This window comes from Nibribacter koreensis (genome assembly GCF_039541795.1).
GTDB lineage: Bacteria > Bacteroidota > Bacteroidia > Cytophagales > Hymenobacteraceae > Nibribacter > Nibribacter koreensis.
In genome coordinates, this window is sequence record NZ_BAABGX010000001.1 from 1,604,685 (window position 1) to 1,630,163 (window position 25,479).

Annotated in this window: 20 protein-coding genes; 9 read left to right on the plus strand and 11 right to left on the minus strand. The window is 51.4% G+C overall.

Annotation, left to right across the window (positions count from 1 at the left end):
- Positions 1-60 precede the first annotated feature (60 nt).
- Positions 61-807, plus strand: coding sequence for a thermonuclease family protein (locus tag ABD880_RS06955; protein WP_345164004.1), 747 nt, complete (start codon positions 61-63; stop codon positions 805-807).
- Positions 808-871: 64 nt separating this feature from the next.
- On the opposite strand, the gene ABD880_RS06960 is transcribed toward ABD880_RS06955, so the two are convergent.
- The 4 genes from ABD880_RS06960 to ABD880_RS06975 form a co-directional block, all read right to left on the minus strand.
- Complete coding sequence (locus ABD880_RS06960) at positions 872-1,786, minus strand: EamA family transporter (protein ID WP_345164006.1); 915 nt, start codon at positions 1,784-1,786, stop codon at positions 872-874.
- A gap of 9 nt (positions 1,787-1,795) precedes the next feature.
- Positions 1,796-2,638, minus strand: coding sequence for a universal stress protein (locus ABD880_RS06965; protein ID WP_345164008.1), 843 nt, complete (start codon positions 2,636-2,638; stop codon positions 1,796-1,798).
- Between the two features lie 99 nt (positions 2,639-2,737).
- Positions 2,738-3,142, minus strand: coding sequence for a hypothetical protein (locus tag ABD880_RS06970; protein ID WP_345164010.1), 405 nt, complete (start codon positions 3,140-3,142; stop codon positions 2,738-2,740).
- Positions 3,143-3,401: 259 nt separating this feature from the next.
- Positions 3,402-3,719, minus strand: a complete 318-nt coding sequence (locus ABD880_RS06975; protein WP_345164012.1) for an HNH endonuclease — start codon at positions 3,717-3,719, stop codon at positions 3,402-3,404.
- A gap of 157 nt (positions 3,720-3,876) precedes the next feature.
- Between ABD880_RS06975 and ABD880_RS06980 the strand changes: the two genes are divergently transcribed.
- On the plus strand, positions 3,877-5,097 hold the full coding sequence (locus ABD880_RS06980; RefSeq protein ID WP_345164014.1) for an MFS transporter: 1,221 nt from the start codon (positions 3,877-3,879) through the stop codon (positions 5,095-5,097).
- Between the two features lie 92 nt (positions 5,098-5,189).
- On the opposite strand, the gene ABD880_RS06985 is transcribed toward ABD880_RS06980, so the two are convergent.
- Positions 5,190-6,410, minus strand: coding sequence for a lipase family protein (locus ABD880_RS06985; protein WP_345164016.1), 1,221 nt, complete (start codon positions 6,408-6,410; stop codon positions 5,190-5,192).
- Between the two features lie 120 nt (positions 6,411-6,530).
- On the opposite strand from ABD880_RS06985, the gene trxA reads away from it, so the two are divergent.
- Positions 6,531-6,899 (plus strand): thioredoxin, encoded by a 369-nt coding sequence (trxA, locus tag ABD880_RS06990; protein WP_345164132.1) that lies wholly within the window; start codon positions 6,531-6,533, stop codon positions 6,897-6,899.
- 1,073 nt (positions 6,900-7,972) lie between these two features.
- Here trxA and ABD880_RS06995 read toward each other — a convergent pair.
- Positions 7,973-9,361 carry a sensor histidine kinase gene (locus ABD880_RS06995; RefSeq protein ID WP_345164018.1) on the minus strand — a complete coding sequence of 463 codons (1,389 nt, stop codon included), beginning with the start codon at positions 9,359-9,361 and terminating at the stop codon, positions 7,973-7,975.
- A complete protein-coding gene (locus ABD880_RS07000) occupies positions 9,351-10,730 on the minus strand; it encodes a sigma-54-dependent transcriptional regulator (RefSeq protein ID WP_345164020.1) in 1,380 nt (459 codons plus the stop codon). Before ABD880_RS07000 ends, ABD880_RS06995 begins: the two co-directional genes overlap by 11 nt.
- A gap of 649 nt (positions 10,731-11,379) precedes the next feature.
- Between ABD880_RS07000 and ABD880_RS07005 the strand changes: the two genes are divergently transcribed.
- The 5 genes from ABD880_RS07005 to ABD880_RS07025 all read left to right on the plus strand — a co-directional run bounded on the left by ABD880_RS07005 (position 11,380) and on the right by ABD880_RS07025 (position 19,429).
- Positions 11,380-13,800, plus strand: coding sequence for an ABC transporter permease (locus ABD880_RS07005; RefSeq protein ID WP_345164022.1), 2,421 nt, complete (start codon positions 11,380-11,382; stop codon positions 13,798-13,800).
- 152 nt (positions 13,801-13,952) lie between these two features.
- The gene (locus ABD880_RS07010; protein ID WP_345164024.1) at positions 13,953-15,818 is read left to right on the plus strand and encodes a M61 family metallopeptidase; all 1,866 of its coding nucleotides are present in this window, start codon (positions 13,953-13,955) and stop codon (positions 15,816-15,818) included.
- A 90-nt stretch (positions 15,819-15,908) separates the two neighbouring features.
- A complete protein-coding gene (locus tag ABD880_RS07015; protein WP_345164026.1) occupies positions 15,909-16,223 on the plus strand; it encodes a hypothetical protein in 315 nt (104 codons plus the stop codon).
- Positions 16,224-16,277: 54 nt separating this feature from the next.
- Positions 16,278-18,590 carry a TonB-dependent receptor gene (locus ABD880_RS07020; RefSeq protein WP_345164028.1) on the plus strand — a complete coding sequence of 771 codons (2,313 nt, stop codon included), beginning with the start codon at positions 16,278-16,280 and terminating at the stop codon, positions 18,588-18,590.
- Positions 18,591-18,595: 5 nt separating this feature from the next.
- Positions 18,596-19,429 (plus strand): DUF4249 domain-containing protein, encoded by an 834-nt coding sequence (locus tag ABD880_RS07025; RefSeq protein ID WP_345164030.1) that lies wholly within the window; start codon positions 18,596-18,598, stop codon positions 19,427-19,429.
- A 176-nt stretch (positions 19,430-19,605) separates the two neighbouring features.
- Here the strand turns inward: ABD880_RS07025 and ABD880_RS07030 are convergent, their stop codons facing one another.
- From ABD880_RS07030 to sppA, 3 genes are all read right to left on the minus strand, one after another.
- Positions 19,606-20,220, minus strand: coding sequence for a hypothetical protein (locus ABD880_RS07030; RefSeq protein ID WP_345164032.1), 615 nt, complete (start codon positions 20,218-20,220; stop codon positions 19,606-19,608).
- A 125-nt stretch (positions 20,221-20,345) separates the two neighbouring features.
- Positions 20,346-21,167 (minus strand): purine-nucleoside phosphorylase, encoded by an 822-nt coding sequence (locus ABD880_RS07035; RefSeq protein WP_345164034.1) that lies wholly within the window; start codon positions 21,165-21,167, stop codon positions 20,346-20,348.
- 175 nt (positions 21,168-21,342) lie between these two features.
- Positions 21,343-23,109, minus strand: a complete 1,767-nt coding sequence (sppA, locus tag ABD880_RS07040; RefSeq protein ID WP_345164036.1) for a signal peptide peptidase SppA — start codon at positions 23,107-23,109, stop codon at positions 21,343-21,345.
- A gap of 244 nt (positions 23,110-23,353) precedes the next feature.
- Here sppA and ABD880_RS07045 point away from each other — a divergent pair, with 244 nt between their 5' ends.
- Positions 23,354-23,935 (plus strand): hypothetical protein, encoded by a 582-nt coding sequence (locus tag ABD880_RS07045; protein WP_345164038.1) that lies wholly within the window; start codon positions 23,354-23,356, stop codon positions 23,933-23,935.
- A 252-nt stretch (positions 23,936-24,187) separates the two neighbouring features.
- Here ABD880_RS07045 and ABD880_RS07050 read toward each other — a convergent pair whose 3' ends face one another.
- On the minus strand, positions 24,188-25,468 hold the full coding sequence (locus ABD880_RS07050; protein WP_345164040.1) for a replication-associated recombination protein A: 1,281 nt from the start codon (positions 25,466-25,468) through the stop codon (positions 24,188-24,190).
- Positions 25,469-25,479: the final 11 nt, after the last annotated feature.

Below are 25,479 nucleotides of genomic sequence, written 5' to 3' on the forward strand. Positions count from 1 at the left end.
CCGATGTGGGTTACCTTCGTAAAAGACAAGCGACTGCGCCATTTCAATCTAACAGAACCTATGAAACAAAATCTCCGATTTCCTGCTACATGGGCGCCCCTCTTCTGGGTTTTGCTACTATTGGGTTGCCAACAGACCGCAGAAAAAAAGGAAGAGGTCATTACGGTCTCCCCTGCCGGCTACCACCGCGTCATTGCCATCAAAGACGGTGACACCATAGAGCTTCTGAAAGACGGCAAACCGTTGCGGGTACGGCTGTACGGGATTGACGCCCCAGAGAAAAACCAGGATTTTGGAACGCGCGCGCGCCAGTTCATCTCTGAGATGTGCTTTGGGAAAGACGTTCGCCTTGAGGTGAAAGACATTGACCGCTATGGCCGCACAGTGGGCATCATCTACCTGCCAGACGGACGCAACCTCAACTATGAAATGGTGAAGAACGGATTTGCCTGGCATTACAAAGCCTATTCCAAAGACCCAGAGCTGGGCAGATTGGAAGAAGAGGCCCGCTTAGACAAGAGAGGATTGTGGGACTGGCCTTCGCCGGTGGCACCCTGGGAGTTTAGGAGCAACAGAAAAGCACAGTCTGCCGCCAACAAACAACTAAAAGAGGTACACTCCAATGACGCAGAACGCTCTGCCAGTGCCGGCGCCAACGTCTACCTCTGTGACAGCCCAAGCGCCACTACTTATCACCTGGACCGAGGCTGCCGCGCCCTATCCTCCTGCAAAAGCAACATCTTAAGAACCACCTATGCCGTAGCCGGCCAAAGAAACCGGAAAGCCTGCCGCGTCTGTGCCATTTAATTGCTGATTGTCAATTGTTGATTGTTGAAATAAAACAACCAGCAATCGACAATCAGCAGTAAAGTTAATGCTTTGATGTAAGGGTAATGATGACCACGGCGGTAACCAACAGCGCAGCAGCCAGTAGGGTTTGCCACGTAATCTGCTCATTGGCCAGCGCCCAGCCTAGAAAAACGGCAATGACGGGGTTTACATACGCGTAGGTAGAAACCTGGGCGGGCGGTGCCACCCTGGTCAGCCAGCTGTAGGCGGTAAAGGCAATCAAGGAGCCAAACACCAACAAATACCCAAACGCCAGCCAGGACTTACTGCTCACCTCAGACCAAACTGTGGTCTGCCACTCGCCGGCCACGGTGCCAGCGGTTAACAACAAGGCTCCGCCGCATAGCATTTGCATGCCCGTAGTCAGTACTTGTGAACTGGGCAAAGCGGCCTTATTAGAATACAGGGAACCCAAGGCCCAGGCACCGGCCGCTATAAAGATGATGAGCGACGGCCACAGTTCTACGCTTTGGGCATTCTCCCAGGGATTCACCAGCACCAGCATGCCCACCATGCCAATGAGCATACCCAGCAGCACTACCTTGTTGGGCTTGGCTTTCTCTTTGCCCGCCCACTGCAAGGCCACTACCCACAAAGGCTCTGTGGTCACCAAAAGGGCGGCAATGCCAGAAGCCACGTACTGCTCTGCCCACACCACCGCACCGTTGCCTATTAACAACAATAGACCGCCAATGATAAAGGTACTGCGCCAGTGGATTTTTGAAGGAGCCTTCGCTCCATTAAACCGGGCAAACGTGTACAATAGCGCCCCAGCGAGCAGAAACCGCAGGCCAGCCATCAAAAAAGGCGGCAGGGTTTCTATCGCGAAGACAATGGCCAGGTAGGTAGAGCCCCATATAATGTAAATCGCGGCAAAAGCCGCGATTTTAAGCCAGCTGACCGGCGTCTTTGCCGTAGCTGTTGAAGAAGTAGGCATGGTTGAAATTTATGCGTCTGCGTGCAGTACCAGCAGGGGCAGCTTGGTTTGATACGTCATTTTCTCGGCCAGGCTCATGCCAAAAAGGTTTTTAAAAAAGCTTCTACGCTTCTTCAAGATGGCCAGCATGTTGCTATTGGTGGTGCTTAAGTACTGCTTTAAGCCGGTGTCTTCTTCTTTATGGATGATTTCATGGAACTGGATAGGGTACTGCCCCAGTTGCCCACGCAGTCCCTCCATAAACGCACGGCCTTTCTGGCTGGCCGCCTCATTGGCTTCTTCGCTTACGTGCACCACTTCTACCTCTGCCTCAAACAGCGAGGCCACAGAGAGTACCTGCTGTAAGGCTTTGGCGTCTTCGGGCTGGTAATCTGAGGCGTATACAATGCGGTGAATCTCTGGGAAGCTGGCGTTGGCCGGGATGGCCAGCACCGGGCATTTTACCTGGCTCATCACGCTCTCGGTGTTGCTGCCTATCAGTATCTCTTCCAGGGTGTTGCCGCCACCGGTAGTGCCCATCACCACAAAGTCATAGTCGTCTTCTTGGGTAAGGCGCTCAACGGCATCGGCTAAGAATGCCTCTTGCACTTTAAAGTCAATCTGCATGCCACTGGCATTGGGCAAGGTCTGCAGGTGCAGGGCCATGGCGTGCAGTTTGTCTGCGGCGTAGCGGCGCTGCTCATCCAATAGCTGACTGGCGGCCATGGCAGATTCTGTGGTATCTAGCATGGGCAAATGCAGTACGTGCAGCAGCGTAAGGGCCGCATTGGTGCGCTGGGCTATTTGCACGGCATATTCGGCGGCTTTGGTAGACGGCTTGGAGAAATCTACCGGACAAAGAATCTTTTTCATAGTATAGGGAGCGTAGGGTTTACTCAAACATTACAGGTCTTCTTCTTTGCCAAACGGGAAAACAGGCTGTATGTTAATAGACTGGCCAAATATTATCTTTTATAGATGTTTTTCTTCCATCACTTCATCCAACCAGCGCTCGGCATCCTGGGTGTTGTCAAAGATGTTGAGTGGGTAGTCAGACAACTTTGAGATCTGGGTCAGCCTTAGCTCCACCTCCTCTTTGGTAAAGACCTCGGCGGCCTGGTAGATGCCTGCCGCCACCATGGCTTTCTGGGCTTGCACGGTCATGGCCTCCAGGTTATGCGGAAACGCGTCTACCTTGCTCAGGTCTGCCAGAAAGGTGAAGCCTCTGTCTACCTCCTGCAGGGCCCGTTGCCAATCCTGGAAAAGATCTGGCACTTGGGAAGGCGCGCTTAGCGTGGTTTGGGCACAGAAGTAGATCCTGTTCTTCTGCTTATTGACACTTAATTCATAAAAGGGGACGTTGGCAATAACCATCATATTCTACATGATATATGCATAAAACTGCCTTCAACAAGTAGCAACAACACCTGCAATGCCCTGCTTCTTGTTTAACGTACATATATAGAAAAAAAAACCGCACCTGCTCCTCATCCACTCCTCTATTCTTTTTACACGCACATAACGGCCAGCGGTGGTGCTTACTAGCTATTCCTGAGACTGGTGTCTCCGTTTGACGATCAGGATGCTTGGTCCGTTTTTCACCTCTTTTCTCCAAAACAGGCCAAAAATGAAAGCTTTATCTTTTTCTAGTACGGCGGCTCCGCCGATTGGTGATTGTGTCCAGCCGTTTGTTCTTCACCCAGGTCAGATACTTTTGCAAGCCTTCTGCGGCACGCAGGGTAGGCACGCTGTTGTAGAGCACCGCCAGTTCTTTGTTAGTGTAGGTGAGGTGGAGGGTGCTGTGGCAGGGCTGGCACAAAGGTACCGTGGGCCCATGCTTGCCGCCCTCTTCTCTGGGAATGAGGTGGTGCAAAGTGGTAAAGCCTACCTCGCGCTCGCATAATCCGCACACGGGGCCGGCACTCTCCAGGTATTTCTTTCTTTGCTTAGCCACGCTGCCTTGTTTTTGAACGGAAACTTAAAATCTACAACAATATGCACGCCGTCTGGTTTACCCTTACCTTAGTAGCCGTAGTCCTTAGCTGTTAAACCAGCAGTGACGGCCTGCGTACTTGACTTGGTTGCCGGTGGTGACCATTTTTTATTTGACCATGTTACAGAATTCCCCACCTCCTGCGGTAGTACCCCTGCGCGAAAGCTGGCTGCTCTTTATTTTGGCGGCCATCCAGTTTACGCACATCATGGACTTTGTGATTATGATGCCGCTAGGCCCCCAACTGATGCGGGTTTTCCAGATAAGTCCGCGCGAGTTTGGGTTTCTGGTGTCTGCCTATACGTTCAGCGCCGCCATCTCTGGGTTTCTGAGCGCCTTCTTCATTGACCGTTTTGACCGCAAATACGCGCTGCTGGCCCTTTATCTGGGTTTCACGCTAGGCACCCTGGCCTGCGCCTTGGCCCCTACGTTTGGCTTTTTACTCATTGCCCGTGTATTGGCTGGTGCCTTTGGCGGCGTGTTGGGTGCGCTAGTGCTGGCTATCATTGGCGACTCCATTCCTGAGGAACGGCGCGGGGCGGCCACGGGCAAAGTGATGGCTGCTTTCTCCATCGCGTCTATTGGGGGCATTCCCATTGGCTTGTACCTGGCCAGCCATGCCAGCTGGCATGCGCCGTTTTATCTATTGACGGGTTTGTGCGTGTTGGTGTTGTTTATGGCCTGGCGCATGCTGCCCAACATGCGCGAGCATTTGGTCCACCATTTTCCGCAACACCCGGGCAAGGTCATTTTAACCATCTTCACCAGCGCCAACTGCCTTTGGGCTTTTGCCTTGATGGTGACCCTGTCCCTGGCAGGCTTTACCGTAGTACCGTTTCTGAGTCCCTACATGGTGGCCAACGTGGGGTTTGAAGAGGCCGAGCTCAGCTACATTTACCTGTTTGGCGGTCTGGCCACGGTAGTCACCTCCCAACTGGCCGGCAAGCTAGCTGATAAGTTTGGCAAGAAGCGAGTCTTCATGATGGCGGCCTTGTTCTCAGTCATTCCTATTCTTATTGTCACCAACCTTCCCCAGGTGCCGCACTGGCAAGCCTTTGTGGTCACCACGTTGTTCTTCATTGTATTTGGGGCGAGGTTTGTGCCGGCCATGTCCTTGATCACCTCCAGCGTGGAACCCAGGCTGCGGGGAAGTTTCATGAGCGTGAACTCTTCGGTGCAGCAGCTGGCCTCTGGCCTGGCGGCCTTCCTGGCCGGCTTGATCATTACCAACGCTCCGGGCCAAGATGACTTGATTGGCTTCGGGAAGGTTGGTTTAATTGCTACCTTCTTCACGCTGGTGTCTATGTGGGTGGTGACCAAACTGAAAAAGGTGAGCTAGGCCGTTTTTGGCTTATTTCATAGAAAACAGCCCAAAAACGGAAGCGCCCGATGCAGAACATCGGGCGCTTCCGTTTTATAAATTCCTCTCTTCTATTGCTGCGTGTGGAATCCTTCAATCCAGGGAATCAAGTCTCTGATCATGGGTTCCAGGCTAGTGAAATGCGTTCCGCCTTTAATGGGCACTAGTTTTAGGTTGGTGGCACCAGCGGCGTTCATGGCCGCATAGGTTTTCTCTGAGTTGTCAAAGGGCACCATGTTGTCTGCCGTGCCGTGGTAGAGGCGTGTAGGGCTCTTGGGCACGAAGTACTTGAGGCTGTTCCGCTTAAGAGCAGTTTTTAAGGTTTGTTCGCCATCGCCTTTCAATCCTGCCAGAAACTTTGGGTTGAACAGTTTAGCCGGATCAGTGGCCAGGGCTGGATTGATGGAACTGCTGCTTCGGGTGCCGTTCAACAACTCCTGCAAGCGGCCGGCAAACGGCTCCTGAAAGAAATCAGTCATGGGGCGGTTCCAGTCATAGGTCACGTTGTACGCATGCAAGATAAACGCCAGGTTAGCCGGGTATTGGTATGACTCACCCGAGATCACCCGTGCCAGCATTCCCTCCAGATCATACCCACCGGCACCCGCACCAGAGGCAGTCACCGTTAATCCATGGCGGGGGTTCTCCTCTATTTCCTTCTGAGCCGCCAAGGTCACGTACCCGCCTTCAGAGTAGCCCGCCAGAAACAAATCCTGAGAAGCGTTGATGTTATTCTTCTTGAAGAAACTCTTGGCGGCCTTGATCATGTCCACCACCGCCAAACCCGAGTGTTGCACATCATAGTAAGGATGGAAAATTTGCTTAGACACCATGTAGCCCAGGTAGTCTGGCACCAAGGTTAGGTAGCCCGCCGCCGCAAAGACCTCAAACCCCGTCAAGGAGTTCAGGGAGAAGTTGCTAGGCGCGTACTGCTGGTCAAAGGTGGTACCGTGGTGGGCACTCAGAATGGGCGCCGCTTTGGTTATCTTCAAGGGCACCGTCACCAAGCCAGATGCTTTCACCTCCTGGCCTTTGTAGGTGGTCAAATAGGTAAGGCGGTACACGTCCACATCATACTTGACCAAAGCGGCCAGTTCTTTTTGGCCATTGTTGAGGGCTATCTGTTTAAGGCCCGCGGCGGTGACGGTGGTCAATTTCTCTGAAGAGACCAGCAGTTCTTTCTCGGGTGCAGGCGCAGCCGGTGCCTCGGGCATATCTGGCTCTTTGCAGGAGGCGGTGAAGCCAAACAAAGATGCCGCCAGCCACAGCGCATATATAGATTTAAGAATCATGAAGTCTTTTGATTTGTCTTTTTAAAAGGCGTTTGCCCTTTGGATAGTTCCTTTGCTTGCCCCCCGTTTTTAGCCTATTTTACCAGAATCAAGCCAAAAACGAGGCTCAAAATACACCTTATTGACAAGCTAAATAGACGCAACTCACGTATAGAGAATTTTACATCTGAGGAAGAAAACATGGCTAAGAAATCCTTCACTGAACTCATTAACAGCCCCGGCATGCCCGTCCTGGTAGACTTTTACGCCGACTGGTGCGGACCCTGCAAAACCATGGCTCCCATCCTGCAACAGGTGGCTCAGCAGTACCAGGGTAAAATCAAGGTGATTAAAATAGACGTAGACAAAAACCAGGCAGTAGCCCAACAATACAGCGTACAGGGCATCCCTACGCTCATCCTGTTCCATCAAGGCAAGTCGCTCTGGCGTCAATCCGGCGTGGTTCCAGCCCCGCAACTCAGCCAGATTGTGCAACAGCATTTGCCTTGAGAAAAGTGATTCAGTTAGCAGTGAACAGTAATCAGTCTGGGGTAGATTTAGTCTTTCAGAATGAAATGCGTGTTGGGATGAGGCTGGTGCCTAAGGAATTGTTAATCCCGGACATCGTAGTCCTTGGCGCAGACGCTCGTAGGTCCATTAGGACGCTACGAGGTCTATTGAGCGACGGCATTGCGTTTTCAGGCTGTTTTCTGGAAAAGACGCCGAAAACGGCACTTATAATTGTAGCGTCGTTCCGCAGAACAAAGGGCTCCCATGCAACGGGAACGCCTCTATAAATACAGGCTCTTCTCTTGGACATGAATAGATATAATTTAAGTTTCTGAGAACGGGGCTATCAGAGCTGGGTGGTTGATTGCTGCGTAGGACCACGTCGTGTCGGTGCCACGACGCTACAATCGGCAGACGGCCGCAGGCCTACGCCGGACCCGTGCCAGCAGATAAACAGAACCGTGCCTTGGCACGAATGACTATGCAGCGACAGGGACGGACTTTACCTACAACTAACCCATATAACCAATAAGCCTACACAGCATTGGGACCAGAACCAGTCTTGGTCCTGAGCGCCTCTGTTGTTTCGTCGCCTGAAAGGCGGGGCCAAAGGCCCAGAGTACAACAGCAGTGCGAAGGGCCAAAACGAGGCCCCGCGGCCGTGAGCGCTTGGCGGAGGAAATGCAACAAGCAAGGTGGTGAGCACCGGAACAAACGGCATTACCGAGGGAACAGCCAAATGCGTGCACTTAAGCAGTAGCAAGGGTATTTGTAGCTGGAGAAGCAGTCTTGATCGTTGGTGATAACACCAACAACGGCGGAGAGAACATCCTTGCTATAGAAAGAAAGATCAGCTATGCGAGCGGACACAAGCGGACGCTTGCGCCATGGAAACCGCCACAAATAAAACCCGCTAGTCTGGAGACTCGCCGCACCCCACGTCACGGGTCTTAAGACTAGCGCCAGAGGTTAATTCAAAAAAACTCCTCCTGCAAAAGCAATCAACAATTATCAATCAGCCATCAAAATCATTTTCCGCCTTATTCCCAGAAAACAAGCCAAAAACGAAAAACCTATTCTTTCCCCTTCTCCACCAACAAAGGCAAGGTCAAAAAGAAAGTAGTCTGCGGGTGCGGCTTAGACGTGAAATGCAGGTTGCCGCCATGCTGACGTACCATCTGCCGGGACAAGCTCAAGCCAATGCCAGACCCCTGCGGCTTGGTGGTATAGAACGGAATAAAAACATGGTCCTGGGCATCTGGCGCAATCCCTACGCCATTATCCACCACCTCTACCCGCACCAGATGCTCGGCTTTGGGGTCTTTCACGGCTCTCAGTAAAATACGGGGATCTTCCATCTGAGCGCAGGAGTCCATGGCGTTCTTGAGGAGGTTCAAGAGCACTTGTTCCAGTTGCTCGGCATCGGCGTTGAGCCACAGAACCTCTTCTGGCAGCTGCATCAAGAACTGGATGTGCTGGTCTTTCATCTGGGCTTCTACCAACCTGGACACATGGTCGCAAAGCGCCTGGATGTTCAGCGGCGCCCGGCGCGGCGGCGGCACGCGGGTAAGGCGGCGGTAGTTTTCCACGAAGTGCTGAATGCCCCGGGTACGTTTCTCAATGGTGCGCAAGCCCAGTTGCAGGTCTTCCATGGTGTCTACATCTAAGTGGCCCGCCTCTGCCACGGGGGTTAACTCTGACTGTACCAAGTCACTGATGGAAGACGTGAGCGAAATGATGGGCGTCACGGAGTTCATGATCTCATGTGTAAGCACATTGATGAGCTTCTTCCAGGCGTCCAGTTCCTGCGCCTCCATCTCTGAGCGGATGTTCTGGAAGGACATGATCCTGATCTCTTGGCCCTGCAAACGCAGGCTGGAGACTTGTACGGTGAGCAAGACCTCCTCGGTGAGTTGCTTGAGTTTGATGAGCTTGCCTTCCTGGGTAGGTTCGCCAAACGCAACTTCGGTCAGGTTAGGGTACAGCTTGGTGGCGGCGTTCAGGTTCTGGAGAAAAGGCAAATCCAGCAGCCGGTGGGCAGCCTTGTTCATCAATTGAATTTGGCCCGTCTTGTCATAGGTGATGAGGCCAATGCGAAGGTGCTCCACTACTCCTTGCAGGTATTGGTGGTGCACTTCTTTCTCGGCCTTTATCTGCCTGAAGGACTCGGTGATGTCATTGAACATGCGGTGCAGCTCGCGGTACTGGGGCGGCGCGCCCTCCACGGCAAACCGCAGGGTAAAGTCAGAGTGCTTGATGGCCCCCAGAAACTTGAGCATGTCCTGGTGGGTGCGCTTAACGTACTGAATGAGCTCCAGGGCCATGGCTCCGGCAATGAAAAAAAGACAGCACATGGAGATGTACCACTCATACCGCACGCCAATGTAAATAGCCAGAAACAGGGTAAAGGCCAGGCCGGCCACCCTAACCACCACCCGTACGTTAAATGGATTAAAGTCCATGCTTCTCTATTCTCCGGTACAAGGCGGTGCGCGTAATGCCTAGTTCTTTAGAAGCGTGGGTGATGTTACCATTGTTTTTAAGCAGGGCCTGTTGTACTAAGGTCTTCTCAACGTTGCCCAAAGTCTGGTCTTTGCTCAAGCCCACTTCCTCTAGTTCACTGGCGCTTTCTGAGAGGTAAATGTCTGAGGGTTGCAGGTTGCCGGTTTCGCACATGATCATGGCCCGCTCCATGGTGTGCTCCAGCTCACGTATGTTGCCGGGCCAGCTGTAGGCCATGAGTTTATGTAGCACCACTTTAGACAAGTGCACTTCGGGCTTTTGGTACTTTTTAGCGAAAACAGCCAAAAAACGCTCGGCTAACGGCTGAATGTCTTCTTTGCGCTCCCGCAAGGGTGGCAGTTGAATCTCAACGGTATTGATGCGGTAGAGCAGATCCTGCCGGAACTTACCCTGTTTCACCATCTCATAGAGCGGCATGTTGGTAGCCGAGATCAGCCTGACGTTCACTGCCTTGGGTTTATTGGAACCCACCGGCGTCACTACCCGGTTTTGTAAAACGGTCAGTAACTTGGCCTGCAAGGGCAAGGAGACGTTGCCTATCTCATCCAGAAACAGGGTTCCGCCAGAGGCTACCTCAAATCTACCAATACGGTCTTCTTTGGCGTCTGTGAACGCGCCTTTCACGTGCCCGAACAACTCACTTTCAAACAAGGTCTCCGTGACGGCGCCCAAATCTACTGGTATGAAGACTTCTCTGGCTCTTTTGGAAAGGCGATGCAAGAGCCGTGCGGCCACTTCCTTGCCCGTTCCGTTTTCGCCTAAGATTAGGACATTGGCGTCTGTGGCGGCTACTTTCTCCAGGGTCTGGTACACCTTCTGCATGGCCGGCGAGTTACCCACCAGCTCCACGCCTACTTGGTTCATGGCCTCATTGAGGTGCTGTTGTTTGCTGCGCAGGTGCGCCACCTCAGAGGTAGACTGGCTAAGTTTGCAGGCGGCGGTCAAGGTGGCCAGCAGCTTTTCATTGTGCCAGGGCTTGACCACAAAATCTGAGGCGCCCAGCTTTAGGGCCTGCACCGCCAGATCTATGTCGCCGTAGGCGGTCATCATGACCACAATGGCCTGAGGGTCAATCTCCAGAATCTTTTGGAGCAGGTCCAGGCCTTCGCGGCTAGAGGTGGCCCCGGCAGTATAGTTCATGTCCAACAAGATGACGTCAAAAGACTCTTTCTTCAAAAGCTCTGGCAACCGCTCTGGGTGAATTTCTGTGCGCACCAGGGAAAAGTGCTGCTTTAAAAAGATGCGCCCGGCGGTGAGGATGTCTTCCTGGTCATCCACTATCAAGATACGGCAGTTGGTTTTGCTCATACTAAGGTCAAAATGGAACTCACTTGGGGGAACACAAGACAAAGAAGGTGCCATACCAAGGCCAGGGTGCACAAAACAAGGCTATAGGCTGTTACTCAAGAGGTTACCAAACCTCACTGTACGGTGGCTGTCTCTACTGTGTACGTTTTTAGACGAATAAATGTACGTTTTCGGACAGTTGATTGCAAAATACGCCTACCTCTATGGCAGATAATCCTTAAAACCAGCTCTTTACAAAGTTGGCATCTAGTTTGGGTATAGGTTTGCCAGAACCCACGTTTATGTCTTTCTTACAATTGCTTTTAGAACAACCCTTGCATCTTACGTTTGCACAATTGAGGCAGCGTCCCCTGGAAATCAATGAATCTCCTTGTTTGCCATCTTGGGTACATACTGCCTCAGGCTCAAGGGTTTCGTTTAATAAAAGTACCATGCCCGGCAGCGAAGAAGCTTCTGGAGAACGGACCTATGGTGCCACCTGATCTGCGTTTTTGGGTTATTTTACCCAAAACAGGTCAAAAACGGAAAAGCTGTCTTTGATGACAGACCATCCACAGCACGGACCACTAGCCATAAGCCTTGATTTTAGGCTATTTTTGAGAAATCAGCGCAAAAACACTTGTTGCCTATAGCAGTATTCTACTAACCCATGCTCAAGAACTACTTAAAGATAGCCTGGCGCAATCTGCTCAGAAACCCTGTCTACTCAGCCATCAACGTTGTGGGCTTGGCCACGGGTATTTCTGCGTGTTTGCTCATTTTCTTGTTTGTGCAACATGAGCTCACCTATGACCGCGAGATTCCCAATTCACAGAACATCTACCGCATTGTCAGCAACATCAACTTTCAAGGCAAGAATGATCGTTTTGGGCTCTCTCCACTTCCGCTCGCCGAACACATAAAGCGAGAAATCCCGGAGGTAAAACAAGCCACCCGCTTGGCAACCATAGACAAGCAAACCATCTGGGTGGGCCAGCAGCCATTCATGGAAGACCATCTGGTGTTTGTGGACAGTACTTTTTTTGAGGTGGTGCCGCACACCTTTCTGGCTGGCAACCCCGCCACCGCCTTAAACGGACCCAGAAAGATAGTACTCTCTGAGGACCTGGCGCTTAAGTTCTTTGGCAGCGTAGAGGACGCCATGGGGCAGTTGCTTTCCTTTACCCGGTACACCTACACGGTGACGGGCGTGGTCAAACCCTACCAGCATTCCCATCTGCAGGTGAATGCGTTTTTATCACAGGCTACTCGGGACGAGGCCATCCGTCTAGGCAAAGACCCAGCGGGCGCAGCTTTTGCTGAAAGCAAGTGGCTGGCCATGGCCTTCTACACGTATTTTACGCTGCATACCCCAGAAAGCCTTCCCAATTTTGAGGAGAAACTGGCCGGCATGGTCAAAAACACCATTGAGCCCTGGATACGGGAACAGCAGCTGAGCGCCACTGTCAACTTTGAGGTACAGCCCATCCAGGAGATTCACCTGGACAACTCGCTGGAGCGTGACATCTCCCCTTCTGGCAACAAAGCCTACGTGTACATCTTTAGCATGGTGGCGCTTTTCTTGTTGCTGATTGCCTGCATCAATTACATGAACCTGGCCACCGCCCGCTCTGCCAAACGCGCCCGCGAGGTGGGCTTGCGCAAAGTGGTGGGCGCCGACCGCTACCATATCATTAAACAGTTCCTGGGCGAGTCCATTTTAATCACGCTGGTTTCCTTGATTCTGGCCCTGGCCATGACTGAGCTGTCCATCCCGCTGTTCAATCAACTAACAGATAAGCAGTTTACCCTCTCCTCTTTCCTCAACCTGGAGTTCATTCTCACGCTGCTGGGCATTCTGTTGTTTGTGGGACTGGCGGCGGGGAGTTATCCAGCCTTCTTCCTGTCAGGGTTTAGGCCGGTAGAGGTGCTTAAGTCTGATAAAAGCCCCAGAAGCGGCAATTCTTGGCTGAGGAGGACGCTGGTGGTGTTGCAGTTTACCATCTCGCTGGTCTTGATTATTGGCACCGCCGTAGTGTACAGCCAGTTGCAGTTCATCAAAAACAAGAACCTGGGTTTTGACAAAGAGCAGGTGTTGGCCATTGACCTGCCCGTGGGAGACACCACCGTGGCCCGGCATCTGTCTGTGGTCATGGAACAACTAAAACAGCATCCTAACATCACGGCGGTGGCACAGACGGGCAATATTCCCGGCGAGGACCTGGGCCGGATCTTGGTGCTGGCGGAAGACAAAGACGGCAGAGAGCTGGACAAAACCATGAACGTGATGTTTGTAGAACCAGGGTTTCTGAGACTATTGGGCATTGATTTTGTAGAAGGCCGAGGTTTTGATAAAAGTATTCCTTCAGATGAAAAAGGCGCCGTGATTATCAACCAAGCCGCCGCCAAGTGGCTTGAATATGATAAACCGTTGGGTAAGCGCATCAAGCTCATTGACTATGACGCCAAGGTGATTGGCGTCACTGAAGATTTCAACTACGCCACCCTGCACAGCCCTATAGAGCCGCTCATTATAGTGCCGGTCAAACATTCCAATGGCTACCTGCTCACTAAGATACAGGGAAAGGACATGGCCAAAACCGTTGCTTTTATAGAGCGGCAATGGAAAGCCTTCGCGCCCAAGCACCCGGTAGAGTCTTTCTTTTTAGACGATTTCTTTGACCAGCAATACAAAGCCGAAGAGAAGATGCTGGCCATCTTCGGGTATTTTGCCATTCTCACCATTTTGATTGCCTGTCTGGGTCTGTTTGGATTGGCCTCCTTCACAGCTGAGCAGCGCACCAAAGAGATTGGCATACGTAAGGTGCTGGGCTCAACCGTCTGGGAGATTGTGCTCTTGCTGTCCAAAGACTTTGCCCTGCTGGTATTGGTGGCCATTGCCCTAGCCTTGCCCTTGGCCTGGCTGGGCATGCAGTACTGGTTGCAGGATTTTGCCTATCAGGTGCAGTTGAGTGTCTGGCTGTTTGTTCTGGCGTCTTTGGGCGCACTGGTGATTGCCCTTACCACCGTGGGCATTCAGGCCGCGCGCGCCGCGTTGCTTAATCCCATTCAAGCGCTCAGAAGCGAGTAAGGTCTTCGTTTTTGGCCTGTTTTCTGTAAAACAGACCAAAAACGACGCTGCTTTGTCTTCTCGCCAAAGAAATGGGCAGGGAAATTGCAGGCGGCTATATCTAAATGCGCTATTATTTCGTTGTTCTCTTATTCCCTATCTCATAGCAACCTATGGTTAAATCATTCCTTGCGGCCTTAGGCCTTGCCGTTCTGGTGCAGATGCCCACGCTGGCGCAGTCTTCCAAAAAACCTACGTACAACTTCTCCATTGACCTGACCAAGGTGAGCAATGACAAACTGCCCGTTACCTTGCTGGTTGATGACCTGGATGAGGATGAAGTGCTTTATAAACTGCCCAAGATGGTGCCCGGCACCTACGCCGTCTATGACTTTGGCAAGTTCATCTCAGACTTTAAAGCCCTTGATAAGAAAGGCAGAAAGCTGCCCGTAGAGAAGGTGGACGTGAACACCTGGCGCATCAAGAACGCCAAGAAGCTCACCAAGATTACCTACCTGGCAGATGACACCTGGGACACGCCCAAGAAAGAGGACATCGTGTTTGAGCCCGCTGCCACAGACATTGAGGCTGGCAAAGTGTTCCTTATCAATACGCACGGGTTCTTCGGGTATTTTGAGGGCATGACCAAGACGCCGTACCAGATTACCGTGACCAAGCCGCAAGAATTTTACGGAGCCACGCCTTTGCGCGCCACGGCCACTACGGCTACCTCAGACACGTATCTGTTGGACAACTACAATGACTTGGTAGACGCACCCATGCTCTACAGCAAGCCAGATACGGCCATGCTCAAAGTAGGGACGGCAGACGTGCTCATTGCCACCTATGCGGCCGGCGGCGGACAGCGCTCCAAGAACCTGGCCAACAACATCAAAACCATTCTGGAGGCACAGCGCAACTATTTGGGAGGCACGTTGCCGGTAGACAAATATGCGTTCCTGATTTACATTGACAACAAGGAAAACCGCACGGGCGCCTACGGGGCCCTGGAGCATTCGTATTCGTCTGTGTACTACTTCCCGGAAATGCCGCCCAACATGCTGGCGGAGCAGGTACGCAGTATTTCGGCGCATGAGTTCTTCCATATTGTCACGCCTTTGAACATCCATTCAGAAGAAATTGGCAATTTTAACTTCTCGCAGCCCAAGATGTCCAAGCACCTGTGGTTGTATGAAGGCGTCACCGAGTATTTTGCCCACCACGTGCAGGTAAATCAGAAATTGGTGGATGAGGGCACGTTCATGGACGAGGTCAGAAACAAGATCATTGCCTCTAAACAAGAGTACAATGACACCCTGCCGTTCACGGAGCTAAGCCTGGGTGCCCTGGACAAGTATGAGAAGCAGTACGGCAACGTGTACCAGAAAGGCGCGCTCATTGGCATGGCCCTGGACATTAGACTACGTGAGCTTTCCGGCGGAAAATACGGCCTGCGCAACCTCATGAAGGATCTGAGCCAGACCTACGGCAAAGACAAATCCTTTAAGGACGAAGAGCTGTTTGATAAAATCACGGCCCTCACCTTCCCTGAAATCAGAGACTTCTTTAGACAATACGTTGAAGGCGCCCAGCCCCTGCCCTACACCGAGCTATTCCAGAAGGTAGGCATCCAGTACAAGCCTTCTGGCGTGGTCAAGCGCATCTCTTTGGGTAAGCCCACTTTGAGCTATGACCAAAAGGCCAGTCGCATAACTGTGGCCAGCGTGGAGAGCCTGTCCAGCTTCGGGAAGACCCTGGGATGGCAAGCGGGCGACCAGATATTGGCCATCAACGGCGAAGACCTTACCTTAAACAATGCCACGGATCTGTTTACCAAGCACGTGGCCAACGGCAAAGTAGGCAGCATGCTCACCATCACCGTGGGCAGAAAAGACGCCAGCGGCAAAGTGAAACCCATGGAGCTAAAAGCCAAGTTAGAGCCCTCAGAGGAAATGGTGTCGCATTGGTTGGCTCCGGCCCCAGAGGCTACCCCGGCGCAGATTAATTTACGCAACGCTTGGTTGTACTCTAACCTGTAAATTATCAATTAGTTAGCCACTCCCGTTTTTGGCTTGTTTTCTGGAAAACAAGCCAAAAACGGGAGTGGCTTTTTTAGATATATTTGTAGCATGACTCCAGAGATCCGCCAGAAGCTTTTAGCCTTTATAGACACCGCCCATACGGCCGTAGAAGTGGCCTATCCTACTGCTGCTGTGTATCCCGGCACGCCTGAATTCACAGAGAAACGCAGGCTGCTATTAACTGACCTTTCATTGCACCTGGCGCAGGATGCCTTGCAGGGAGCCCTTCCAAAGCCTGAGAAGGTACGCCAGCATCTTTTTGCCATTGCCAAGCTGTACGCAGAGCTGTTTCCAGAAGAAGGCTTTGACGCAGTGGCTCAGGTACTTTCTCCTGGCTCGCTTGAAAACATATCAGTTAGTTAGGCGTTATGCTTTCGGGAATTTCCAGTAAATAGACCCTCGTTTTTACCTCATTCTATGCCTGTTGCTTTGCGCTTTCTGCTCTCCCTCCTACTGCTTGTCTGCCTAGGCACTTCCTTATCTGCACAAGACAAAGTAACCTTGAGCGGCACCCTGCGCGACGCGGGCACCGGCGAGCCCTTGATTGGCGCCAACGTGGGCATCATAGGCACCACCGCCGGGGTCATCACCAACACCAACGGCTTTTACAGCCTCACCACCGCACCAGGTTTTTACCGCATCCAGTTCTCCTACCTGGGCTACCAAAGTCAAATAAAAGAACTCACCCTATCTAGTGATGTAAAATTAAACCTGGAGTTAACCACCCTGGACACCGAATTGAAAGAAGTAGTGGTGGAAGGTGAGCGCAATACCTTCCAAGACCGCTTAACCCGTCCGCAGATGAGCGTGGAGACCCTTTCTAGTAGAGAAGCCAAGTTGCTGCCTGCCCTGTTTGGCGAGGTAGACATCATTAAAACCCTGCAATTGAAACCCGGCATCCAGTCAGGCGGTGAAGGGACCAGCGGACTCTTTGTGCGCGGCGGAAGCAATGACCAGAACCTGGTTTTGCTGGATGATGCCTTGGTCTACAACCCCAGCCACTTGTTCGGGTTTTTCTCGGTGTTCAACCCAGATGCGGTGCGCAACGTGGAACTGTACAAAGGTGGTTTTCCGGCGCAGTTTGGAGGCAGACTTTCTAGTGTGCTGGATGTGAAGATGCGTGACGGCAATAGAAAAGAGTATGACGTATCTGGCGGTTTGGGCTTGATTGCCTCCCGGTTGACCGTTGAAGGTCCCATTCAAAAGGAGAAGTCCTCGTTTCTGGTGTCTGGCCGCCGTACCTACGTGGACGTGTTCACGCGCATGATCAACAAGTCACAAGAAGACGACCCTGACTGGAGCCCCATCCCAGATTATTACTTCTATGATTTCAACGCCAAGGCCACCTTTGAGCTGGGCCCCAATGACCGCTTGTTTGTGAATGGGTATTACGGCAAGGACTTCTTCAAATTCAACGACGCAGATTTTGACTTCAACTTTAACTGGGGCAACAAAGTAGCCAGCGCGCGGTGGGCACACCAATTTTCGCCGCGGTTCTTTGTAAATACCACGCTCTCTGCCTCTAACTATGAATATGAGATAGCCAACAAACTGGACATCTTCAGCTTTAACCTCACCTCAAACATTACGGACTATACACTCAAAACGGACTTTGAGTACCTGCCCAATGACCATCACCATGTGCGTTTTGGCGCTTCAGCCACCGAGCATAAGTTCACCGTAGGCCGCTTGCAGGCCAGCGCAGATGACGGGTCTATCAACGTGCAGGCGGGCAATAACTACAACGGGCAGGAGTTTGGCGTGTACGCCTCTGATGATTGGGGCCTGACGCCGCTCTTAACGCTCAGCTACGGGCTGCGGGTTTCTGGTTTTAGAAACGACAAGACGTTTGTGGGCCTGGAGCCGCGTGCCTCTGTCAATTACCGCTTCACTGAAACACTTTCGCTCAAGGCCAATTACACCCGCATGTACCAGTACGTGCACCTGGTGTCCAACTCGGGCGCGTCTCTGCCCACAGACATCTGGTACCCTTCTAGCCCCGGCGTAAAACCGCAGCGCTCTGACCAGGTGGCCCTGGGAGTGACTAAAATCTACAAAGACAAATACCTGCTCAGCACCGAGGCCTACTACAAAGACATGAAACGCCAGCTGGATTTACGGGACGGCGCCCAAATCTTCGGGAACCCAGAGTTGGAAGAGGAGTTTGTCTTTGGAACCGGCGAGAGCTACGGCCAGGAGTTTTACGTGGAAAAGAAAGAAGGCAAAACCACCGGCTGGATTGGCTATACCCTCTCCTGGACCAACCGCACCTTTCCAGACATTAACAACGGCAAGAAATTCCCTACGCGGTTTGACCGCCGCCATGACTTGTCTGTAGTAGCCATCCAAGAATTGACCAGCCGCATAAGTGCCACGGCTACGTTTGTGTACGGCACAGGCAACGCCTATTCTTTACCTGTGCAGCGCTTTGTCTTCCAGGACGTGAACGGCGAGGATTACACCGTCATCCCCGTGTACGCAGAGCGTAACTCCTTCAGGCTGGCTCCTTACCATAGGCTGGATCTGGGCGTGGTCTACAAGCTAAGGCCTAAGCGCGGCACCTCAGACCTGACCTTTAGCGTGTACAATGCCTACAACCGCCGCAACCCGTATTTTGTGTACTTTGAGACGATTAAAGACGAAGAGACCGAGCAAATAACCGGCTTTGTGGCCAAGCAGGTGTCTTTGTTCCCGGTCATTCCGTCCATTACCTATAACTTCAAGTTCTAATGAAGATGAAATTCTATACGTTGAGACTGCTTGGTTTTCTGCTGATGGTGGCGGGCTTGGCAGCCTGTGACATGGAGCAGGAGATTGAAGTGAAACTGCCCGTTCTGCCCACGCAGTTGGTGGTGGAATGCTATCTGGAGGAAGGCAAACCCATTAGGCTGGCCTTGTCAGAATCTGCGGGGTATTTTGAGGGTGCACAACCAGTCATCATCCACAACGCCACCGTTACCATCACCAAGAACGGCTCACAGGTTATTCCTTTGCGCTTTAGCGTAGATGTAGACAATGAAAACGAAAAAATAACCAATTACTCCAGCCGGCACGTCATCCAAAGCCAGCCGGGCGATGTCTACACCTTGACCATCACAGATCCAACCGGAAGACGGGTAACGGGTTCTACCACCGTCCTCCCTCCTGCTCCCTTAGACAGCGTGGGCTATAAATTCAATGACAAGCCCAAAGAAAGCCAGGAGGCCTACCTCTACATTAGATGGCAGGATGACCCATCGCGTGAAAACTTCTACCGCCTGCTCACCCACAAGAATGACTCTACCGGCGGCGTAGACAGTGAAATGGACGCCGAGATCAACGACCGCCTGCGCAACGGCCAGAAAATCATCTACACCACCACCTACCGCTTTGACCGCGGTGACACGCTCAACATCAAGCTCTTTCATTTGGACAGACCTTATTATGAGTTTATAAGTAGCGTAGAAGATGCCCGGCGCTCCAACGGCAATCCCTTCGCGCAACCGGTCACCATTAAGTCTACCGTGGCTGGTGGCTATGGCGTCTTCACTCACTTAAACTACAACACCAGAGAACTCATCATCAAGTAAATACATACAGTTTGCAAAAACGAAAGCCTCACCGTTTCTAAAACAGTGAGGCTTTCATTTTTAGGCTATTTTCCAGAAAACAGGGCAAAAACGCCAGGTTATTAAAAGATAATCAAACAGCCACTAACTTTCTAGAGAATTTGAACCTCAATATGGTAACAGCACCAGTTTTTAATTCAATTTGAGTTTTTCCAAATTATATATAACTCCTCCTTCTCTGATGATGAAAAGTATTTATCAAATAGGCCACAACTCTCAAAGTAAGCTACGCATTCGCCAAATTTTAAATACTGGTATCCAGGGACTGATTTTTTAGCTAAACACTTTTGCAAAATCTGCAATCTGGCCCTTTCATCATTGTCAATAATCCCTTTAATTTTATCTCTGTCAGACGCAGAAAACCTTATTTGAATAGACTCCATACTCATAAGCAAATCCCAATAGTTTCTGCTTGCAATGGACTGTTCAACCCTTCTAAACCTTCCCTTTGTAAGGGCAAAAATTAACTCGTCCTTTCTTTCTATACAAATTCCCTCATTCTGCAGTCTTGTCCAAAATTTCTCTACATCCACCCCAATACTTTCTTGCCAATAGATGAAAAGATCTTTAGAAAAAGACTTTAATTGTGAGAGTGAGAACTCATGAGCAGCAATAGAATCAAGAAATATGGCCGTAGATTGAATAAGCGCTTTCTTAGTTAAAGGGTCAATATAAATAGATGCTGCTACAATCTCATTTTGGATGTCAACGGCTTGTTGAATTTGGCTTTTGAATAAGTTTTTGGCGTCCATCCTAAATCTTCAACTATAAAATATGGTTCAATAAGAAAGCCTCGCAAGTTCTACTCACGAGGCTTTCGTTTTTAGGCTATTTTCTGGAAATCAGGTCAAAAACGCTTGAACAACCCTGCTAAAGGTTAATCCTGAATTTTGACCAGTTCTCTAATAAGCAAGGTCATCTTAGGCTCTGCTTTGGCGGCGGCGTCCAGAATGTCTTGCAGGATTACTTTCTTAATCTTACCCGGCACGCATAGGTCTGTGATGACTGATACGGCGAAGCACGGCAGGCCCATGTGCACGGCGGCAATTACCTCGGGCACGGTGCTCATGCCCACGGCATCGGCGCCAATGGTGCTCAGGTATTTGTATTCGGCTTTGGTTTCTAGCATGGGACCCGGCACGCTTACATACACTCCGGTTCTCACGTCCAGGCGGTGCTCCTCAGATATATTGAGCGCCTGCTGGATCATAGTCTCTTCATACGGCTCGCTCATGTCTGGGAAACGCGGCCCCAGTTCATTGATGTTCTTCCCAATTAAGGGGTTGGTGGGCTGTAGGTTGATATGGTCTGTGATGACCATCAGGTCTGAGGTATTAAAGTCAGGGTGCAGACCACCGGCGGCATTGCTCACAAACAGGCGCTTGATGCCCAAGAGCTTCATAACGCGCACAGGAAACACCACTTGCTCCATGTTGTAGCCTTCATAGTAATGGAAACGCCCCTGCATGACCATGACGCGGCGCCCGCCCAAGTCCCCGAAGATGAGTTTACCCGAGTGGCTTTCTACCGTAGACACCGGAAAATGCGGAATGTCTGAGTAGTTGAGGCTGTGCCGTATCTCCAGGTCTTCTACCAAGGCTCCCAGACCCGTGCCCAGAATAATCCCGAACTCGGGCTCATACTGGTGGTTCATCTGTTCTCTTATGTAGTCTGCGGCTTCCTGTAAGGCGTTTATCATAGGTGTGGTGGTGGCTTTTGGCTTATTTTCTGGAAAACAGACCAAAAACGCATTTTGTTTGCGGGCGCAAGGTCTTAATTTTTCCTGAAATGTGCAGTCCTCGCGGTGGTTTCTTTATAACAAAAAAGGCCACCAATGGCGGCCTTTTTTGTGGGGAAAGCTCTATGTTTAAATATTATTGGATGGCAATGTCATACGGCATTCTGGCCTGTACCCCTTGCATCATTTCTATTTGTTTGTACTGCTGGTAGTAAGGCAGCATGGCGCCTAGTTCTTTCTGCAAATAATACGTTTTCACCTGAGACTCTGCGTCATCAAAGAAGGTAGACATAAACGACTTCTGCTCTGGGTAAGAGCGCAGTCTGTACTCGTCTTTCTTGAGCTTGGCTTTTTTAGCGGCTATGGCAATGGCTTCATCCAGTCCGCCAAACACGTCTACCAATCCGCGGGCCTTGGCCTCAGATCCAGACCAAACCCTGCCCGAAGCTACTTTCCGCAAGTCTGCTACAGACATGTTTCTGGATTTGGCGGCTTTGGTGGTGAAGTCTGTATAGATGCGTTCCACCTCACGTTGAATGTGCATTTTCTCATACTCGGTCATTTGGCGCGTCACCGAAGGCACGTCTGAAAACTTGCCGGTCTTAACGCGGTCTACGGTTACGCCTAGCTTGTTTTTCAAGAAATTTTCGGCGTTGAACAACATCCCAAATACGCCAATGCTACCCGTGATGGTGTTAGGGTGTGCCACAATGGTATCACAGGCCATGGCAATGTAATACCCGCCAGAAGCGGCCACGTCAGACATGGAGGCGATGACCGGCTTTACTTTTTTGGTAAGCATCACCTCGCGCCAGATCACGTCAGAGGCCAGGGAGCTTCCGCCCGGCGAATTGATGCGCAAAACCACGGCTTTCACGTTCTTGTCCAGACGCGCTTTTCTGATGGCCTCAGACATGCCTTCGCCGCCAATGGTATTATCATCTCCTTTGCCGCCCACAATCTCGCCAGAAGCATAAATGACGGCAATCTTGTTTTTAGATGAGCCAGATTTCTTGTTATCATCGGCTACCTTGCGGTACTTGCCCAGGTTCACCAAGTTCACTTCTTCGTTTTTCTCAGTGCCGGTCTTTTGCTTCATGTAAGCCAGGGCCTCATCATAATACCCCAGGTGCGTCACCAAGCCATATTTAAGGGCGTCCTCGGCGTTGTGCACCAGCATAGAGTCAGAGATGTTCTTCACTTCTTTAAAGCTCTTGTTGCGGGCCTTGGCTAGGTTCTGCAGCATAAAGTCGTTCAATGAATTCAGGAACGAAGCGGTCTGTGCCTTGCTAGGCTCGCTCATCTTGTCCAGAATGAACGGTTCTACGGCACTCTTGAACTCGCCTACCTTAAAGATGTACGGCTGAATGTCCAGCTTCTCAAAGGTGCCTTTGTAAAACATCACCTCAGAGCTTAAACCATTCAGTTCCAGCGTCCCAGACGGGTTCAGGTAGATGCGGTCTGCCACCGAGGACAGGTAGTACGCCTTCTCCGTGGCAATCTCGCTATAGGCCACAATGAACTTCTTGGACTTCTTGAATTCAAGGAGCTCGTCTCTGATCTCTTCTAGAGAGGCCATGCCCACTTGCATGAACTCTAAGTTGAGCATGATGCCCTCAATGTTGTCGTCTTTGGCGGCTTTTCTGATGGACGCCTTGATGTCATCCAGCCCTATGCCGCTTTCCCCCAGAAGGTCTCCAAACCCCAGGTCTGCAAAAGGACTGCGCGGACTGCGCTCTGTAATGGGCTGGCTTAGTTTTAGCTCTAGCACAGAGTCTTTCTCAATGCTGACGGTGTCATCTGTAGAGGCCGCGGCAATGCCCGCCAACAGGATAAAACCCAGCACCATGAACAGCATAAGGCCTACAATGGTGGCCAATACGTATTTAAAAAATTGTAACATGTCTTTAAAGTAAAAGGTATCTGTACCGCATTTGGTCCAGCACCCATGTTTCTACATTAGTCGAATATAGTTCTAAAGACTTACATCCCGGCTCTCATAAAAATGCATATTTCTTGGCAAGCTTTTACAATGGGGTCCTTTAAGCCTAAACAGACGCGGTAACTATTTGATTCGCAATCAATTCAACAACACCCGTTAAAACCACAGAAAAGCAAAAATCAGTATTTCGCGTATATCTTTTGAGATGCGCATCTGTCTACTTTTCATATGGCTGCTGTTCTTAGTTCTGCCCGACCAAGGATTGGGACAGGCGCGCCGAAACCTCAACTTCAAGTACTTTGGTCTTACCCTGCACCCCCGGGGAGATGACAACGCCGAGCTCATGCCGCTCAACCCAGACGGCAAAGGCTACCTGGTCTTTAACCTGGGCGCCAGCGTGGGGTATGAGCATTTTATCAAAGGAGACAAGTTTTCCATCAAGGCCATCCAAGCTCTCTACGCCGACTGCGCCCTGCAACTGGCGGGCTTTACGCATTTGGGCGTACGGGCGGTGATTTTTGAGGCTGGCCGGCATTCTTTGAACGGCGGCTTGGGGCCTACCTTGGTCTACCGCCGCAACTGGTCCACGCTAGACGGCTACAACGTCTCTACCTCCTTTTTTGGTGGTGATCCAGAGGATGCCTGGCAGTACAAGATGATCTGGTACGCCGGCGAGCTAGAATACAACTACCGCCTCACAGACCGCACCGACTTCTCCACCTCCTTTGTGCCCGGCTACCCCAACATCATGAGCCTGTCTTTTGGCGTGCGGGTGTGGTTGGAATAATGTGCTAATTGTTGAAAGTGCTGATGTGCTATTTTATGATTTGAAAATGACACCCCGTTTTTAGGCTGTTTCCTAGTAAACAGGCCAAAAACGGCAATTTGTATCTTAACGCGGATTCTCTCCTTGAGGGGAGAATGAGAATCCGTGCGTAGCTCCGGTCTGTCTAACTCGCCCACAATGTCCTTTCAGGATGACAAAATAGGGAGAAGTCCTGAATCTTACGTCTTGTGTCTTGAGTCCTATATTAGCACATTAATACCCGTACCACTCGCCCCACTGGTTCCGCAGGTTCTTGCGCATCTCGTTCTCGCGGGCGTTGTTGCCGGGATGGAAGAAAACGGTGCCTTTCAGTTCTTCGGGCAAAAAGTTCTGGGCTTTAAAGTTGCCTTCATAGTCATGCGAGTATTTGTACTCATTGCCGTAGCCTATCTCTTTCATGAGCTTGGTGGGCGCGTTGCGCAGGTTTAATGGCACCGGAGGGCTCCCCTGCTCTTTGACCATGGCGCGGGCCGTCCTGATGGCTTTATAGGCCGCATTGCTCTTAGGTGAGGTGGCCAGGTAAATAGCGCACTGCGACAGGATGATGTCACATTCTGGATAGCCAATCACGTTCACCGCCTGGAAGCACTCATTCGCCATGATGATGGCTGTGGGGTTGGCGTTCCCGATGTCCTCAGAGGCCATGATGAGCATGCGGCGGGCAATGAATTTGGGGTCTTCACCGCCTTCAATCATGCGGGCCAGCCAGTACACCGTGGCATTGGGGTCTGAACCGCGCATGGACTTGATGAACGCCGAGATGATGTCATAATGCGCCTCGCCGCCTTTGTCATAGAGCGCCAGGTTCTGCTGGGCAATCTGCTTGACCATCTCATTGGTGATGACCAGTTTCTCCTGCGGATTAGTGGTGCTCCCGTCAATGACAATCTCCAGAAGGTTGAGCAGTTTGCGCGCATCACCGCCAGATATAGTCAATAGCGCCTCATACTCCTGCACTTCTATCTCCCGCTTCCTCAGAATCTCATCCTCGGTGAGGGCCTTCTGCACCAAGTCAATGAGCTCTTTCTTTTCCAGCGACTTAAGAATGTACACCTGGCACCGGGATAGCAAGGCGGGAATCACTTCAAACGAAGGGTTCTCCGTAGTGGCCCCAATCAAGGTGACGGTGCCTTTCTCTACGGCCCCCAACAGCGCGTCCTGCTGAGACTTGTTGAACCGGTGAATCTCGTCAATGAACAAGACGGTGCCTTGGCGCTTGCGGGCCTGGTCAATTACGTCCCGGATATCTTTCACGCCCGCGTTGATGGCGCTCATGGCTACAAACGGCACTTTCAACTGACCGGCAATGATGTTGGCCAAAGTAGTCTTTCCCACGCCCGGCGGTCCCCAGAAAATCATGGACGGCACCATGCCCGCCTCTATGTACCTTCTAAGCACGCCTTTTGGGCCCACCAGGTGTTGCTGGCCGGCGTATTGGTCTAGGTTAGCGGGGCGCATGCGCTCCGGCAGTGGCGCTTTGGTGGTTTGGAACATGACTAGGTTTT

Coding starts and splice junctions, on each gene's coding strand:
- ABD880_RS06955 (WP_345164004.1), top strand. CDS start 61: ATGAAACAAAATCTCCGATTTCCTGCTACATGGGCGCCCCTCTTCTGG.
- ABD880_RS06960 (WP_345164006.1), bottom strand. CDS start 1,786: ATGCCTACTTCTTCAACAGCTACGGCAAAGACGCCGGTCAGCTGGCTT.
- ABD880_RS06965 (WP_345164008.1), bottom strand. CDS start 2,638: ATGAAAAAGATTCTTTGTCCGGTAGATTTCTCCAAGCCGTCTACCAAA.
- ABD880_RS06970 (WP_345164010.1), bottom strand. CDS start 3,142: ATGATGGTTATTGCCAACGTCCCCTTTTATGAATTAAGTGTCAATAAG.
- ABD880_RS06980 (WP_345164014.1), top strand. CDS start 3,877: ATGTTACAGAATTCCCCACCTCCTGCGGTAGTACCCCTGCGCGAAAGC.
- ABD880_RS06985 (WP_345164016.1), bottom strand. CDS start 6,410: ATGATTCTTAAATCTATATATGCGCTGTGGCTGGCGGCATCTTTGTTT.
- ABD880_RS06995 (WP_345164018.1), bottom strand. CDS start 9,361: ATGGACTTTAATCCATTTAACGTACGGGTGGTGGTTAGGGTGGCCGGC.
- ABD880_RS07000 (WP_345164020.1), bottom strand. CDS start 10,730: ATGAGCAAAACCAACTGCCGTATCTTGATAGTGGATGACCAGGAAGAC.
- ABD880_RS07005 (WP_345164022.1), top strand. CDS start 11,380: ATGCTCAAGAACTACTTAAAGATAGCCTGGCGCAATCTGCTCAGAAAC.
- ABD880_RS07010 (WP_345164024.1), top strand. CDS start 13,953: ATGGTTAAATCATTCCTTGCGGCCTTAGGCCTTGCCGTTCTGGTGCAG.
- ABD880_RS07015 (WP_345164026.1), top strand. CDS start 15,909: ATGACTCCAGAGATCCGCCAGAAGCTTTTAGCCTTTATAGACACCGCC.
- ABD880_RS07020 (WP_345164028.1), top strand. CDS start 16,278: ATGCCTGTTGCTTTGCGCTTTCTGCTCTCCCTCCTACTGCTTGTCTGC.
- ABD880_RS07025 (WP_345164030.1), top strand. CDS start 18,596: ATGAAATTCTATACGTTGAGACTGCTTGGTTTTCTGCTGATGGTGGCG.
- ABD880_RS07030 (WP_345164032.1), bottom strand. CDS start 20,220: ATGGACGCCAAAAACTTATTCAAAAGCCAAATTCAACAAGCCGTTGAC.
- ABD880_RS07035 (WP_345164034.1), bottom strand. CDS start 21,167: ATGATAAACGCCTTACAGGAAGCCGCAGACTACATAAGAGAACAGATG.
- sppA (WP_345164036.1), bottom strand. CDS start 23,109: ATGTTACAATTTTTTAAATACGTATTGGCCACCATTGTAGGCCTTATG.
- ABD880_RS07045 (WP_345164038.1), top strand. CDS start 23,354: ATGCGCATCTGTCTACTTTTCATATGGCTGCTGTTCTTAGTTCTGCCC.
- ABD880_RS07050 (WP_345164040.1), bottom strand. CDS start 25,468: ATGTTCCAAACCACCAAAGCGCCACTGCCGGAGCGCATGCGCCCCGCT.